The following is a 16693-nucleotide window of genomic DNA, read 5'->3' as shown; positions in this document are numbered from 1 at the left end:
TATGATTGGAAAAAAGATAATTTCTAACCGGGTAAAACTTGTATTTATGATGGTATTATCAACCATACTGCTAATCCTTTTATTTACCGGTTGTCAAAAAGATTCTAAAGATGTTAAAAATCAGAATAATGTCGTAAACGAAACTGAAGATAGTACAGATAACAACAAGAAAGATAATACAAAAGAAACAGATGTTGATAATGAGGAAAATAAAGAAGCAGATACAAATAATGAAAATATTTCAGTAAATGAGGAAACTAAAGAGAAACTTAATATAAATGTTGCCGCATTAAAAGGGCCTACCGGAATAGGTATGGTAAAACTTATGGAAGATGCCAAAAATAACAATGCTCTTCATAATTATAATTTTACTATTGCAGGAGAAGCCGATGAAATCAGTGCAGGACTTATAAAGGGTGATTTTGATATCGCCGCCGTACCTTGCAATCTGGCATCGGTACTTTACAACAAGACTAAGGGCCAGATTAAGCTTGCAGCAGTAAATACATTGGGTGTTCTTTATATAGTTGAAACCGGAACTTCTATAGAAAAGGTGGAAGATCTTAAAGGAAAGACTATATACTCCACAGGATACGGAACTACACCCCAATATACCCTAAATTACCTGCTAAATTCTTATGGTATTGATCCGGAAAAGGATGTTACGGTTGAATATAAGACAGAAGCTACGGAAGTAGCCGCAATATTAAGCGAGGCTGATAATGCCATAGCTATGCTTCCTCAGCCCTATGTTACAACTGTAATGATGAATAACGACAAGGTGCGGATTGCAATAAATATTGATGAGGAATGGAAAGTATTAAATGACGGGAACGGCGTAGTTACCGGAGTCCTGGTAGTAAACAAAGATTTTCTTGAGAATCATCCTGAAGCCGTAAATGATTTCTTAAAGGAATATCAGGCTTCAACGGATTTCGTAAACGAAAATGTGGACGCTGCTTCACAACTGGTGGAAAAGTTCGGCCTTTTTAAAGAAGCGGTTGCAAAGAAAGCCATTCCTTACTGCAATATAACTTTTGTAAGCGGTTTTGAAATGAAGGAAATGGCAGAAAAATACCTGAATATATTGTTCGAACAAAATCCAAATTCAGTTGGCGGAGCATTACCTGCCGAGGATTTTTACTATATCCAATAATTACAAAAAATTATTTGAAGTTATTATAATATAAATTCCGGCAGAAAAAATCTATTTTGGATTTTTCTGATTATACACCGGTTTTTTAAAAATTAGGATTTGAATATTTTAACGTTTTAATTTAAAAGGAGGGCAGGCAGTTGAAGAAAGAAAAAGCTGGCCGGAAAAGCGGGCATGAAACTAAACCAATCAAAAAGCATATTAATAAACTTGTCATTAGATTTTTTGTATTTATTTTTTGGATATTCATATGGGAAGCGGCCTGCAGAATAATTAACCAGGAACTGTTTTTGCCCTCTCCTTTTTCAGTGCTTCTTTCTATAATTGATTTAGCTGCAAAACAGGTATTTTGGCTTAGTATTCTTAATTCATTTATACGAATTTTTATCGGCTTTCTTCTTGGAATTGTTTCGGGAGCTGTTTTGGCGGTGATTTCTTATAAAAGTAAGCTTATATATGAACTGATATCGCCATTAATGAAAATAATCAAGTCAACTCCTGTTGCTTCGTTTATAATCTTGGCTCTGGTATGGATAAGTTCTAAAAATCTTTCTGTATTGATTGCCTTTTTAATGGTATTGCCTATATCTTTTTCCAATCTTTTATATGGATTAAAAAGTACCGATATAAAACTGCTTGAGATGGCAAAGGTATTTAGGTTGAGCGGATGGAAACGGATAAAGGCCATATATTTACCTGCCCTTTTGCCATTTTTAAAATCCGCTGTTTCGGTAGGACTCGGATTTAGTTTTAAATCGGGTATAGCAGCGGAAGTTATCGGAAGGCCTGCCAATTCCATAGGCTTAAACTTATATGAAGCTAAGCTTTATCTGATGATAAAGGAGCTTTTTGCCTGGACGACTGTTATAATTATAATAAGCGTATTGTTTGAAAAGATTGTAGTTAAACTTATCGGAAACTACGGGCATGATAAAAAGTATGCAAATAAACCTTAAGAAAGGGGCGGACCATGGATATAAAGGTAGTTAATTTAAATAAAAGTTTCAATGGACAACAGGTTCTTAACAATGTTTCCATGGCATTTAAAAACGGAAAAATAACCTGCCTCATGGGAGCCTCTGGGAAAGGAAAAACGACTCTTGCCAATATAATGATGGGCCTCCAAAAAGCCGATTCCGGGCATATTGAAGGGCTTCAAGGCAAAAAAATATCGGCGGTTTTCCAGGAAGACCGGCTTATTGAGCATTGGGATGCTGTCAAAAATATTTTTCTGGTCTGCCGCAAAGATTTTACTGAGGATTATATTCATAAGAATTTAAATAAAATTGGTCTGACGGATTATGAGAAGAAACCGGTTTCTTCCTTAAGCGGAGGAATGAGAAGAAGGGTAGCCATAGTAAGGGCTCTTTTAGCGGAATATGATGTGCTGATAATGGATGAACCCTTTAAAGGATTGGATTTTGAGTTAAAAAAACAGGTTATAGGCTATGTTAAAAAAATGACGGAAGGAAAGACGGTTATAATAATTACCCATGATAAAGATGAGGTAGAAATGCTTAAAGCCGATCTGGTTACAATGAATTAGAAAGTTAAGAAGCCGAAAGTTAAATTAAATAAAATGCCTTTCGGCTCTTATTTTTTACTGACTTAGAAGTTATTATTTTTTATAATTTAGATGCTATTAAAATTAAAAATAGAATTTAAGTTACATATAGAATACAGATGATAGAATTAAAAGCTCTTAGAAAAGTTTTTCATGCATATTTAAGTCCGGCAGAGTAGCAAAATTTTTGCACATCTATGCAATAGTAAAATGGATTTGACTGTATGTTGTATTTTATAAAGAATTTATATATAATACATTAATGAATTTTAACTAAAAGGAAGGTAAGCTTATGCATATTACAATAACAGGCAATTTGGGAAGTGGGAAATCCACTGTAGCCAGGCTGCTTAGCGAAAAATACAATTTTGAGGTATACTCGACAGGAAAAATTCAAAGAGAGCTTGCAAGACAGATGAACTTAAGTACCCTTGAGCTTAATCAGCTTATGATGAGCGACCGAAAATATGATCATATGATTGATGATGAAACTGCCAGGATTTCCAGGGAAAACAAAGATAAAAACATTATTTTTGATTCAAGGCTTGCATGGCATTTTGTTGAGCATTCATTTAAAGTTTTTGTTTCCGTAAGTCTTGATGTGGCGGCCGAACGTATAATGAATGACCAAAGAGGAGCGGTCGAAAAATATTCGTCGGTTGAAGAAGCAAAAAGGCTGATTGCAGAGAGGGCAAAAACAGAAAGCATACGTTATAAAGATATTTATAATTTGAATTATATGGATTTTTCGAATTATGATCTTGTTATAGACAGCACATACTGCGATCCTCAGACAATTGCCGATATAATAATGGAAGAAGCCAAAGCCTTTTATGAAAATCCCCAGTATAGGCCGAAAATGCTGGTATCTCCAAACCGTCTGAAATTTGATGATAATCAGAAAGCAGGTTCTTTTATTTCCGCCGAAAATGAAAATACGCTTGCTTTAGAAAATAATAAAACGCCCGTTTTTTATGACAAGGATATAATTATAAAAGTTAAACGGCAGGACGATAGTTATATAATTGTAGATAATTTTGATAATATAAAAAATTTGCCTGGTTTGAAGGCATGTTTTGTTCAGATAGAAATTGTAAAGGACTAAATATTAATCAGAACGGTAAATTAAGTTAATGAAACAATAAGCAAATTACTCAAATAAATTCTGATTAAGTTAATATTCCCTTTTTATTTCAAATTATCCCCGAGGATATAAAAAAACTTATAACAAAAACTAATGATAAAAGAGAAATTAAAATTTTATATTTCTCTTTTACCGTTAGTATCCGTTAAGGGGTGATAATATGAAATTATGGGAGGGAATGAATGATAGAACAAGATTTTTTATAAATCTTGCAATTATTGTACTGGGTGTGTATTTGGGTTTCCGCTTTATTTTGCCTCTTATTTTACCTTTTATCGTTGCATATATATTAAGTTGGATCGTAAGGCCTGTTACCGAATTTTTATATAATAAAGTTAAAATACCTAGAATTGTCGCTGGTTCGGTCTCTTTAATTGCACTGTTTGTACTGTTATCTGTCGCATTGTTTTATATTGGAAATATTTTTATAAAGCAAGCCATTAATTTTTTCAGAAACATACCGGCTTACTTAAGCATTCTGGCGGGTAAACTTGATAATATCTGCAACAGTTGCGATGAGGTGTTCGGTTTGGCTGCAGGCAGTGTTCGTAAAGTCGTAGATGAACATATGCTAAGGATAGTGGATAAGGTAAAGACGGATGTTATCCCCGGTATTACCACCCGAACATTTTATATTGTTATAGGAGCGGTTGGTTTTGTTGGAATCCTACTGATTATATTTATATCGGCTGCTTTGATTATCAAGGAAGTGCCTGAGATTAAAAGCAAATATAAAAATACGGATATATATCGAGATTTAACCAAAGTAACCGCAAGGCTGGCCGATGCAGGAGCGGCTTATTTCAGATCACAGCTTCTTATAATGGCACTGGTTGCGGTATGTATTACAACGGGACTTATATTAATAAAAAATGAGTATGCTTTGCTGTTGGGGCTTGGGGTCGCTTTGCTTGATGCCCTTCCCGTTCTTGGTACCGGTATGATACTTATACCTTGGAGTATAATTACATTAATAAACGGTAATATTTATGCTGCGGCTGTTTTGATAACAACATATCTTATCTGTCAAATCATTCGTGAAGTTTTGGAACCCAAGCTGATCGGAAGCAGAATCGGGATAAAACCTTTGTATACCTTGATTTCTATGTATATAGGCTTAAAATTGTTCGGAGTAGCAGGCTTTATATTAGGGCCCATAGGCTTAATAATTATCATTACGGTAATAAGAATGCAGAATGAAAAGGAGCCCATGTCTTATACCCTTGACAAAGGGGCAAAACTGGAATAAAATTAAGTACATTAAACCGGCGTTGAAGAGGAAAAGTAGAAAATACATGCATTTCAGAGAGAGAAGCAATTGGTGTGAGCTTCTTATGCAATGGTTTTCGAACCGGCCTCGGAGCCTTGTATGAAAGGATTTGAATCCCCAAGTACAACGTAGAACCGGCGTTAACGGTAAAGAGTGAGCATATGATTATGCTAATAAGGGTGGTACCGCCGAGTCTTTCGGTCCCTTGCGGGATGAAGGGCTTTTTTTATTACATAAAATTATAAGCATTGATGTATGGAGGATAATAAAATTTGAAATAAATCAAAGGAGAGAAAATTATGGCAGAAGAAAAGAAATTGGTTGAAGAAATAACTTCAATGGAAGAGGATTTTGCCCAGTGGTATACGGACGTAGTAAAAAAAGCCGAACTGGTCGAATATTCCAGCGTTAGAGGTTGCATGATTCTTCGCCCGTACGGATATGCCATATGGGAAAATATCCAAAGGCAGTTGGATGCGGAATTTAAAAAGACCGGTGTGGAAAATGTCTATATGCCTATGTTTATACCTGAAAGCCTGCTTCAGAAAGAAAAAGATCATGTGGAAGGTTTTGCACCGGAAGTTGCCTGGGTTACTCACGGAGGAGCTGAACCTCTTCAAGAGAGATTATGCGTTCGGCCCACATCCGAGACTTTGTTCTGTGAATTTTACTCAAATATAATTCAATCATACCGGGATCTGCCTAAATTATATAACCAATGGTGTTCCGTAGTAAGGTGGGAAAAGACCACAAGGCCTTTCTTACGTTCCATGGAGTTTTTATGGCAGGAGGGACATACCGCCCATGCAACTGCAGAAGAAGCCCAGGAAAGAACCATTCAGATGCTGAATGTTTATGCGGATTTTTGTGAGAACGTACTGGCTATTCCTATGATAAAGGGCAAAAAATCCGAAAAAGAGAAGTTTGCGGGAGCAAAGGAAACCTATACTATTGAAGCCCTGATGCATGACGGCAAGGCATTGCAGTCGGGTACCAGCCATAACTTTGGAGACGGCTTTGCAAGAGCCTTTGATATTCAATATACGGATAAAAACAACCAATTGCAGTATGTACATCAGACATCCTGGGGTATGTCAACCAGAATTATAGGTGCCATTATAATGGTTCACGGTGACAACAGCGGCCTGGTGCTTCCTCCGAAAATTGCTCCTGTTCAGATTATGATTATACCTATTAACCAGAAAAAAGAGGGTGTCCTTGATAAAGCTTATGAACTTAAAGACAGACTAGGTAAGGACTTTAAAGTCAAAGTGGATGATTCCGACAAGAGCCCCGGCTGGAAATTCAGTGAGCAGGAAATGCGCGGAATACCTATAAGAATAGAAATAGGACCGAAAGATATTCAGGCAAATCAGGCAGTTATCGTAAGAAGGGACACCAGAGAAAAAATATTTGTATCCTTGGATGAAATAGAAAGCAAGGCTGCAGAAGTGCTTGAAAAGATGCAGTCAGATATGCTTGAAAGGGCAAGGGCACACAGGGATGCTCATACTTATGTTGCAAGGAATATGGAAGAGTTTGAACAGATCATTAACGAGAAACCGGGATTTATCAAGGCTATGTGGTGTATGGATGAAGCCTGTGAAAATACCATTAAGGAGAAAACCGGTGCTACTTCCCGCTGCATGCCTTTTGAGCAGGAACATATAGACGACCATTGCGTATGCTGCGGCAAGCCCGCAAAAGTTATGGCTTATTGGGGCAAGGCTTACTAATAATGGCTTCCTAGAAAGCTATAGCCCTTTATGTTTTGATACGTTATTTCTAAGCACTTATAGGGAGGTAACCATGGAATTTCGTATTCCCGAAAAAGTCCATTATATTATAAATACCTTAAACGAGCATGGATACGAAGCTTATGCCGTCGGTGGATGCGTTCGTGATATGATCCTGGGAAAAGATCCGGAAGACTGGGATATAACAACGTCAGCCAAGCCCCAGGAGATAAAAAAACTATTCAGAAGAACCGTAGATACCGGCATAATGCACGGTACGGTTACGGTTCTTCTGGATAAGGACCATTATGAGGTTACCACCTACCGTATTGACGGAAAATACGAAGATTACCGTCATCCGAAGGAAGTATCCTTTACTTCAAAACTAGAAGAAGATTTAAAGAGAAGGGATTTTGCGATTAATGCCATGGCATATAATCCCCATAGCGGAATTGTGGATTTGTTCGGAGGCATGGAGGATTTAAAAAATGCAGTTATCAGATGCGTAGGCAATGCTTCTGAAAGATTTGAAGAAGATGCCTTAAGGATATTGCGGGCAGTGCGGTTTAGTGCACAATTGGGCTTTCAGATAGAAGAAAATACAAAAAAAGCCATTCGGGAGAAGGCAGGTTTACTTAGAAACATCAGTGCCGAACGGATAAGAATGGAACTAACCAAACTGCTGGTATCGGACAATCCAGACAGGCTTAGACTCTTGTACGAACTGGGCATCAGCAAAGTAATTATGCCCGAATTTGACCGGATGATGGAAACACCCCAAAAAAACATCCATCATATTTATACTGTCGGAGAGCATACCATAAAAACCGTAAGTGCTGTGGCGGGAAAAATAAGCGAAAGCCGGTTAGCCCCCAGGGAGAGGACTATACTTCGCTGGACTATGCTGCTTCATGATATTGAAAAGCCCGGAACAATCACCGTCGGAGAGGACGGGCAGCATCATTTCCACGGTCACCAGGAAAAAGGGGCTGAGACCGCCAAAAGAATAATGAAAAATTTGAAATTTGACAACGACACATTGGAAGCGGTGGTTCATCTTATCAGATGGCACGATTACCGTTTTTCTCTTACCCCTAAAGGAATAAGAAAAGCCACATCAAAGGTCGGAAAAGAGTATATGCCGCTTTTGTTTGAAGTGATGTATGCTGATATATGCGGAAAAAATCCGGACATCATTGATGATATGTTAAAAGAACTTGAAGAAGCAAAAAAACTTTATACCGAAATAATATCAAAAAACGAGTGTGTCAGTCTCAAAGAATTGAATATAAGCGGAAAGGATCTCATAAAAGCAGGTTTTAAGCCGGGAAAGGAAATGGGAGTTATCTTAAATCAATTATTGGAAGCCGTAATTGAGGACCCGTCTCTTAATAATAAGGAAACACTGCTTAATATGGCTAAAAATATGGGCGGTAAATAAAGAGGCTTTAAGCTAAAATATATAGGAGCGTAAATATTAAGTTTGAGCTGAGAAATGTCATGGCTTGTATTTGGCTAATATGTCTTTTAAATACAGGCTGTGACATTTTTTTAGTTTATTATTGTGCTTAAGTTAACTGCCATTAAAGTTTTCCGGTACAAATTCGTATTTCCGGGTATAAATCTCGTATTTTGAATTTTTTTAACCGTATGCATCCCTTAGGATTAATTAATTAAAATAAAATTTTTTAGAGTTTATCCGGTAAAATTATTTGTTTTATTCATGAATTTATTAGACATATCATAATATTAGTAGACGGATATTATCAGTTTGCGGGGGTGGATTTGCTGTGGAAGAAAAATGTCATGAGGCATTAAAGAAATATCCTTTAAAGGTGTATAACATATATAGGGCAAGGGGCGCCTACTTGCTTGAAACCGATTGTGGCCTTAAATTATTTAAATGCTATGAAGGTTCAAGGAACCGTGCAATGTTCGAACATACTGTTAAAGAACATCTTTATATGCACGGATTTCATAATATTGATTTGTATGTCAAAACTATAGATGATGACATTATAGCAGAGGACCAATCCGGGTGCCGTTACATAGTTAAGAACTGGTTTTGGGGTGAGGAATGCAACCTTAAAGAGCTTTCTCAGGTGGAGATGGCATCTGCCAACCTTGCAAAGATTCACAGCATATTAAACGGTGTGGATTTTACCGCTGAGCAAATTGAGCATAATATTGAAAGTAACCTGCAGGAAACTTTTGAAAAACGAAACAGAGAGCTTAAGCGTGTCAGAGGATACATCAGGGACAAAAGGCAAAAGAATGAGTTTGATCTTCTTTTTTTGAATTATTATGAGGAATTTTATGCCCAGGGTATTGAGGCGGCAAAAAAGCTTGCTGATTCTTCTTACCGGGAACTTATGGACGAGGCTGTGAAAAATCGGTCGGTATCACACGGCAATTACAATTACCACAATATAATTATGTTAAAAAGCAAAGGAGAAGCCTTATCTAAGGCAAGTCCTTCAGGATGGATGAACAATCAATCCATATCGGCTGCCGATATATCCCCCGAGTGGAGTAAATCAATGGCCACAACCAATTTTGAAAAAGCCAGAATTGGGTTGCAGATAGCTGACTTATACCAATTTATTAGAAAAGTTATGGAAAAAAACGATTGGGATATTTTATATGGAAATAATATAATAGAATCTTATGACCGGATTCGGCCTATTTCTAAAGGAGAACTTAGGATTTTATATATTCTTTTATTATATCCGGAAAAATTCTGGAAGATAACGAATTTTTATTTTAACGGCAAGAAGGTTTGGGTATCGGATAGAAATATAAATAAACTAAGCAGTGTTGGGGAGCAAAATTCAAAGAGAATTGTATTTTTGCGAAAATTGGAAAGTATTCTTTAATATGGGTAAGTTGAAGGGATTGTATGAGACAGATTATTAAGATATAATTATAATACCTATTAAATTATTATGCATAGGATAATATAGATCGAGGGTACCATAATGAATAATGTAAGAGGCAAAAATAAAAAATTCATGATTAAAATCGGGCCGATTATGAGCCTGCTAATCGGTCTGTCTTTTTTTACTTTTGTTTTATTTATTGCTTTAATGGAAACCGGAAAAAGTAAAAAGCCTGTGCTAAGACAGACAATCAGCAATCCGGCTACAAAAGAAGAAGAAAATTCCTCTATATATAATCAAGCGGACAAAAATATAACTGCCCTTGTGTTAGAGGTTAATACATCGGATAAGTCTATAAAATTATTTGATATAGACAAAAAAGAAGAAATAGTTTTATATTATACAGGCGGATCAAATATTACCGACAAATACGGCCAGCCTATAACCGCAGGCCAGCTTGAGATGGGCCAAATTGTTGATATTGCCTGTCAAAGCAGTAAAAACAAGATTTTGGCTTTGCAGCCGTCTTTAAAAGCCTGGGAATATATAGGGGTTAATAATATGCTTATAGATTCTTCAGATAAGACTATAAAAATAGCAAGCAAAAAGTATACATATGAATCCCCAATTGTGACAGATAATGATGTATTTATAAGTCTTGAAGATATTACAGAACAGGACGTATTGACTGTAAGAGGCATTGATGAAATCGTATGGTCTGTAAAAGTAATAAAAGGGCACGGAACGGTAAGATTGATTGATTGTGACGCCTTTTTGGGAGGCAGTGTAACAATAGGCTATGAAGCAGTTCAAAAAATTACTGAAAATATGATTGTAACTGTTCGTGAAGGGAATTATAATCTGACTGCCGAAAACGGGGCATACAGCGGGACAAAAAATGTTACCGTTAACCGTAATGAAGAAACGGTAGTATCCCTTGGAGACCTGGGGCCGGGATACGGACAAATTGTGTTTGAAATTTCACCTTTAGGGGCGGATCTGTTTATAGACGGAAAGCTGACTTTATATGCAAGTCCGGTTAAGCTTATGTACGGAGAGCATAAAATAGAGGTATCTTTAGGAGGATATGCTACTTATCGCGGCAGCCTTAAAGTAGATCAATCGGAAAAGAAAGTTCAGATAATTCTTCCGGAACTTAAGAGCAGGGAAAGCGTAAGTGTTGTAGAAATCCCGGGAAGTAATACAGATGAATCAGATTATATTGAATATAATAATTGGGACAGGGAGCAAAGTTCAGGGGAAGATGATGCTGAAACCATAGAAATACCGGTTGATGAAACTTCGGATGAGGACCCCATTGTCGATAAAGAGCATCTTATTTATATTCAGAATCCGAAAGGGGTTTCGGTTTATCTTAACGGAGAATATAAAGGAGTTTCACCCGGAAGCTTCCAAAAGGTTATAGGAAGACATGTTCTGACATTTATAAAGCAAGGATATCAGACAAAAAGCTATACTATTGATATAGCAGATGACGGAATGGACACTTATATCAGTTTACCTGATTTGGAACCGGACCGGTAAAAGAAAATTGTTGTATTTTGAGAAAATAATAATAAATTTATAATATGAAATCGTTTTATAAAATTTAATATAGGTTTATGTCTACCGATTCTTTTATCCCTCTCTTTTCAAACAGCTTTATACAAGCTATAATATATGTAAAATTATGGAAAAGAGAGGGGTTTTTATGATTCGGGAGTTTTATGACAAAAATTATATTATCTATGGTTTTTCTGGCTTATGCGGTCTGGGTATTGTCCTCCGTTTAATTTTGGATATAGTTTACATATATTTGGTAAAACAGTCGGACAAGCTGGGGACTACTAAGAATAAATTATTAAAGCACATGAAAATGAAATTTGAAACCTGTTATAAACTTAATATCGGTGTGAATAATGTGGATACTTTTGTGGATAAAAGCATGACAAAGTATAGATTTTGTGGATTATTATTATCCACATGGGAAAACTTAAGTGGACAAGTCTTATATCTTAACTTCTTAATCATTCCGATTAGTGCTGTTTTCGGGGTTATTTACGATGTGGATCGTGAGAACATTTTATACACAGGGGCTGTGGGTATTTTAGCAGGCGCAGTTTTAATTTTTGTGGATAAAATGATAAATTTGCCGGTAAAAAAACAGGTAATACGATTAAATCTTCTGGATTACCTTGAGAATTTCTGTAAAGTTAGAATGGAACATGAACTTACCCAACCTGAAAAATTGGAGCAATACAGAAAGGATTTCCTTAATGCGGTTGGGTTAAAGGATTCAAAAGCGGACAAGGAAGCTGACAAACGCAGCGAAAAAATAAGCCGAAAAGAGGCTAGAAGAAGAAAGAAGGAAGAAAAACGGCTGGAAGCACTACGAAAAGAAGAAGAAAAACGTAAATTGGAAGAAGCCAGAAAAGAAGAAGAAAGAAGACTGCAGGAAGAAAGAAAAATGCTTGCGGCTAAACGCAGAGAAGAAGAGCTTCGCAGGCTCAGGGAAGAAAGAGAAGCTCTTATGCGCCGCAGAGAGGAATTGATAAAGAAGGCTGAAGAAAAGCAGCGTCAAAACGAGTTAAGATACAAGGAGAAAGAAGAGAAAGAAAAATCTATAAATGATTTAAGAGATGATTTACAAGGTCTTAAAGAAGATATGTATACAGATGATACCGTTAAAGCCGGCGAAAAACCGTTTAAGGATGATAATTTTGCTGCGGAGGAAAAACAAATTAAAGACAGCATTGAAGAAATAGCTGCGGATAAGGAAGAAGCCGCAGATAAAGATAATGAAAAGTATGAGAGTAAATTATTTATGAATATGTCCCCGGAAGAAGAAAAACTTATTGAGGATGTTTTAAGGGAATTTTTTGCTTGAGATTAAAGCTGTATTATATTATCATTTATTATATTTGAGAACATACAAAAGATTGAATCTTTAGATCCGGTTTGTTATTATATTAAAAAATATAAGGAGTGGGGACATATGACAAAAAAGGTCAGCTTCAATTATCTTTCGGCAAAAAAGTTTATTCGCCCGGCTGAAATTGATATGATGAAAGAAGCTGTAAATTTGGCAAAAGAACAACTTATTAAAGGTACAGGTCAAGGCTCGGACTTTCTGGGTTGGATTGATCTTCCCGTTAATTATGATAAAGAAGAGTTTGACCGTATTCAAAAAGCCGCAGAAAAAATCAAGAATGATTCAGATGTGCTGCTTGTTATAGGTATCGGAGGCTCTTATCTGGGCGCAAGGGCTGCTATAGAATTCTTAAGGCATAGTTTTTATAACAGTGTTTCAAAAGAAATCAGAAAGACTCCTGAAATATATTTTGTCGGTAACAATATCAGCAGTACCTATATGAGTCATCTTAAAGATGTAATAGGTGACAGGGATTTTTCCATAAATGTAATCAGTAAGTCGGGAACCACGACAGAACCGGCTATAGCATTCCGTGTTTTTAAGAAAATGCTGATTGACAAGTACGGAAAGGAAGAAGCCGCAAAAAGAATTTATGCCACAACTGATAAGGCAAAGGGTGCATTAAAAAATCTTGCTACCGCAGAAGGATATGAGACCTTTGTCGTACCGGATGACATAGGAGGACGCTATTCGGTACTTACTGCGGTTGGACTGCTTCCTATAGCTGTAAGCGGTGCTGATATAAGCAAACTTATGGAAGGGGCAGCCGGCATGAGAAAGCACTGCCTGGAGGCTCCTTTTGAAGAAAATGATTCTTTACTTTATGCTGCCGTAAGAAATATTCTTCTTAGAAAAGGTAAGAACATAGAAATATTGGTTAATTATGAACCTTCCCTTCATTATGTGTCCGAATGGTGGAAACAGCTCTTTGGAGAAAGTGAAGGCAAGGATCAAAAGGGGATATACCCGGCATCGGTGGATTTCACCACGGATTTACATTCCATGGGTCAGTATATCCAGGATGGCCAGCGTATTATATTTGAAACCGTAGTAAATGTGGAAAAACCCTCGGCTGAAATTATACTTGAAGAAGAAGAGGTAGATTTGGACGGCCTGAATTATCTGGCAGGAAAAAGTGTCGACTTTATAAACAAGAGTGCCATGAAAGGAACTTTGCTTGCTCATACGGACGGCAATGTACCCAATTTGATGGTCAACGTGCCGGAGCAAAATGAATATTATCTTGGCCAGTTATTCTACTTCTTTGAATTTGCATGCGGTATCAGCGGTTATCTTTTGGGAGTAAATCCTTTTGACCAGCCGGGAGTAGAAAGCTATAAATCAAATATGTTTGCTCTTCTCGGAAAACCGGGTTATGAAAATCAGCGTAAAGAGCTTCTTAATAGACTGGGAGAAGAATAATTAATATATAAATGATGGCTTGATTTATTTTTGTATAAGTCACCATTTATGATTAAAAAGAGTATAATATAGTAAGTAACTTGGTATACAGTGCAGTAATCTGGAAAGGGAAATAAGATCAGATATGTATACATATCATTGATTATTCGCAACCGAATCCCTTTCACATTTTACCAAGCGCATACAGATTACTGCCTTGATACCATACCAGAAATATTCGGCTGCTTAACATAGATAAGACAATTCGCTCCTTTCAATGAAAGGAGCGAATTGTTTTGCTCATTTTTATATTTGCGACAGACAGGAAATAGATTTTCATTTTTATGACGGTTATGGTATACTATGGATACTAATATTGATTAGAAAATAACGGGAGGGACAAGAATGGATCTCAATGTAGGTGAGATAATAAAATTAAAAAAGCCCCATCCTTGTGGAAGTTATGAATGGGAAATTTTGAGGATAGGCATGGATTTTAGGCTAAAATGTCTGGGATGCGGGCACCAGATTATGATCCCGAGAAAGAAAGTAGAAAAAAGTATTAAACAGGTTAGAAAGCCTAAATAATAGCATTTTGAATTTATACTCGAAATAAAACAGGCATGAAAGGAAAGATATATGGACTACATTTTGATGGACTTGGACGGAACTATTACTAATCCTAAAGAAGGCATAACAAAATCAATTCAATATGCATTACGGGCCATGAATATTTTTGTTGAAGATTTAGACAGTTTGACTAAGCATATAGGACCTCCATTAAGAGAAGGATTTATGGAATATTACGGATTTAGCAGAGATGAAGCCGAGGAAGCAACTGCCGAGTACAGAAAATATTATGCAGAAAAAGGTATATATCAAAACAAACTTTACAATGGTATGGAAAGTCTGTTGACTAAATTAAAACAGGCAGGAAAGTATCTTATTGTTGCTACATCAAAGCCTGAAGAATATGCCGTTAAAATACTTCAAAGTTTTCATCTGGAACATTATTTTGACGATATTTGCGGAGCCACATTTGACAGCAGCAGGGCAGACAAGGAAGCGGTTATAAGATATGCCTTGGAGAAGAATGCAATAACAGATTTGGACAGGACAGTCATGGTGGGAGACCGTAAATACGATATATTGGGAGCAAAGGCCGTAGGCATTGCTTCAATCGGAGTTTTATACGGTTTTGGCAGCAGGAAAGAGTTGGAAGAAGCCGGTGCGGATTATATTGCGGCAACTGTGGAAGAACTATATGATATTATAATTAATTTATAAAAATTATTCATATTTTATGTTAAATATAGATAAAAAATTTCAGTGTAATATAGAATTATCCACAATATTTATTAATCCTATTGTAAATATTAGTATTTATATGTATACTTATTTACAGGTAATTTGCAAATGATAAAATCGGGGTGATAGATAGTGGAAGCTATTAGAATAAGAACAGATCAAGCGGTAAGCGGTATGATAGTAGCAGCCGATGTTTATACCTCAAATGACCAGCTTATTATTACAAAAGGTACAAGACTTGATGAAAGGATGATAACAAAGCTTCGCTTTTATAATATAAGTGGTTTATCGGTTTATAAACGGGACCCGATTGAAATTAACAACCAGGAAGAATCCTATCTTGAAAAGCTTCGTAATACACCGGAATTTAAAAAATTTAATCGTACATATGTCGAAACCATATCTGAAATTGAAAATAACTTTTATAAAATGGCAAATGGTGAAAGCGAAGTAGATATAGATAACCTTCTTAAGGAAACCGACCGAATTCTTAACGAAGGCAGAAGCGGTATACATATATTTGAAATGTTGCATGGGATTAGAGATTATGATGACATGACTTTTGTTCATAGTCTGAACGTTTCCCTTATATGCAGTGTTTTTGCCGGTTGGCTAAAAATGTCCAAAGAAGAAACGAGGATAGTCACACTGGCCGGTCTTTTTCATGATATCGGAAAGATGCTTGTACCAAGGGAAATTATTGCAAAAGCAGGTAAGTTGACCAAAGACGAATATGAAGAGGTAAAGCTTCACACTATCAAAGGCTTTCAGGTACTGAAAAATATGGACATTGATGTCCGCATCAAATATGCCGCCCTGATGCATCATGAAAGATGTGACGGATCCGGTTATCCAAACGGCTTCAAGAGCGGACAGATTGATAATTTTTCAAAAATTGTGGCTATTGCTGATGTATACGATGCTATGACGTCAAACCGTATATACAGGAAAGCCATATGCCCCTTTGACGTAGTTGAAAGTTTTGAAAAAGAAGGCTTTATAAAATTTGATCCCGGTTATTTAATGGTATTTTTGGAAAGAATAATGCAATGTTATCTCCACAATAAGGTGCGTCTAAGCGACGGTCGGGAAGGAGAAGTTGTAATGATTAATAAATTTGCTTTATCAAAGCCTGTTATCCGATGTGGAGATACATTTATTGATTTGTCAAAAGAGCATAATTTATCCATAGATACAATTTTATAATTCAAATTAATAATATACTAAAATACAGGCCGCCCGATGAATATTAAGTATGATGATGACTTAATATCAGGGACGGCTTATTTTTTTAGGCTCTTTG

General features: G+C 36.4%; 14 protein-coding genes and 1 other annotated feature. All 14 genes read left to right on the top strand.

Features of this window, described 5'->3' with window-relative positions:
* Nucleotide 1 precedes the first annotated feature (1 nt).
* The 14 genes from HHT355_RS12130 (at nt 2) to HHT355_RS12065 (ending at nt 16596) form a co-directional block, all read left to right on the top strand.
* A complete protein-coding gene (locus tag HHT355_RS12130) occupies nt 2-1156 on the top strand; it encodes an ABC transporter substrate-binding protein (RefSeq protein WP_242967673.1) in 1155 nt (384 codons plus the stop codon).
* Nucleotides 1157-1296: 140 nt separating this feature from the next.
* Nucleotides 1297-2112 (top strand): ABC transporter permease, encoded by an 816-nt coding sequence (locus tag HHT355_RS12125; RefSeq protein ID WP_242967672.1) that lies wholly within the window; start codon nt 1297-1299, stop codon nt 2110-2112.
* A gap of 14 nt (nt 2113-2126) precedes the next feature.
* On the top strand, nt 2127-2702 hold the full coding sequence (locus HHT355_RS12120; RefSeq protein ID WP_103203713.1) for an ATP-binding cassette domain-containing protein: 576 nt from the start codon (nt 2127-2129) through the stop codon (nt 2700-2702).
* Nucleotides 2703-3012: 310 nt separating this feature from the next.
* Nucleotides 3013-3825: a cytidylate kinase family protein gene (locus HHT355_RS12115; protein WP_103203712.1), complete on the top strand. Its 813-nt coding sequence runs from the start codon at nt 3013-3015 to the stop codon at nt 3823-3825.
* Nucleotides 3826-4024: 199 nt separating this feature from the next.
* Nucleotides 4025-5113, top strand: coding sequence for a sporulation integral membrane protein YtvI (ytvI, locus tag HHT355_RS12110; RefSeq protein WP_103203711.1), 1089 nt, complete (start codon nt 4025-4027; stop codon nt 5111-5113).
* Between the two features lie 13 nt (nt 5114-5126).
* Nucleotides 5127-5343 (top strand) — a binding site (T-box leader).
* 90 nt (nt 5344-5433) lie between these two features.
* On the top strand, nt 5434-6870 hold the full coding sequence (gene proS / locus HHT355_RS12105) for a proline--tRNA ligase (protein WP_103203710.1): 1437 nt from the start codon (nt 5434-5436) through the stop codon (nt 6868-6870).
* A gap of 73 nt (nt 6871-6943) precedes the next feature.
* On the top strand, nt 6944-8311 hold the full coding sequence (locus HHT355_RS12100) for a CCA tRNA nucleotidyltransferase (RefSeq protein WP_103203709.1): 1368 nt from the start codon (nt 6944-6946) through the stop codon (nt 8309-8311).
* A 349-nt stretch (nt 8312-8660) separates the two neighbouring features.
* Complete coding sequence (locus tag HHT355_RS12095; RefSeq protein WP_103203708.1) at nt 8661-9746, top strand: protein kinase family protein; 1086 nt, start codon at nt 8661-8663, stop codon at nt 9744-9746.
* A 102-nt stretch (nt 9747-9848) separates the two neighbouring features.
* Entirely contained in the window at nt 9849-11294 is a 1446-nt protein-coding gene (locus HHT355_RS12090; protein ID WP_103203707.1) for a PEGA domain-containing protein, read from the top strand.
* Nucleotides 11295-11460: 166 nt separating this feature from the next.
* A complete protein-coding gene (locus HHT355_RS12085) occupies nt 11461-12636 on the top strand; it encodes a hypothetical protein (RefSeq protein ID WP_103203706.1) in 1176 nt (391 codons plus the stop codon).
* Between the two features lie 108 nt (nt 12637-12744).
* Nucleotides 12745-14103: a glucose-6-phosphate isomerase gene (locus tag HHT355_RS12080; protein WP_103203705.1), complete on the top strand. Its 1359-nt coding sequence runs from the start codon at nt 12745-12747 to the stop codon at nt 14101-14103.
* A gap of 384 nt (nt 14104-14487) precedes the next feature.
* On the top strand, nt 14488-14670 hold the full coding sequence (locus tag HHT355_RS12075; protein ID WP_103203704.1) for a DUF951 domain-containing protein: 183 nt from the start codon (nt 14488-14490) through the stop codon (nt 14668-14670).
* A gap of 51 nt (nt 14671-14721) precedes the next feature.
* Nucleotides 14722-15369: an HAD family hydrolase gene (locus HHT355_RS12070; RefSeq protein ID WP_103203703.1), complete on the top strand. Its 648-nt coding sequence runs from the start codon at nt 14722-14724 to the stop codon at nt 15367-15369.
* A 153-nt stretch (nt 15370-15522) separates the two neighbouring features.
* A complete protein-coding gene (locus HHT355_RS12065) occupies nt 15523-16596 on the top strand; it encodes an HD-GYP domain-containing protein (protein ID WP_103203702.1) in 1074 nt (357 codons plus the stop codon).
* Nucleotides 16597-16693 lie beyond the last annotated feature (97 nt).

It is taken from the genome of Herbinix hemicellulosilytica, assembly GCF_002904165.1.
GTDB classification, from domain to species: domain Bacteria; phylum Bacillota; class Clostridia; order Lachnospirales; family Lachnospiraceae; genus Mobilitalea; species Mobilitalea hemicellulosilytica.
This window is presented reverse-complemented; position numbering and strand designations above follow the sequence as displayed.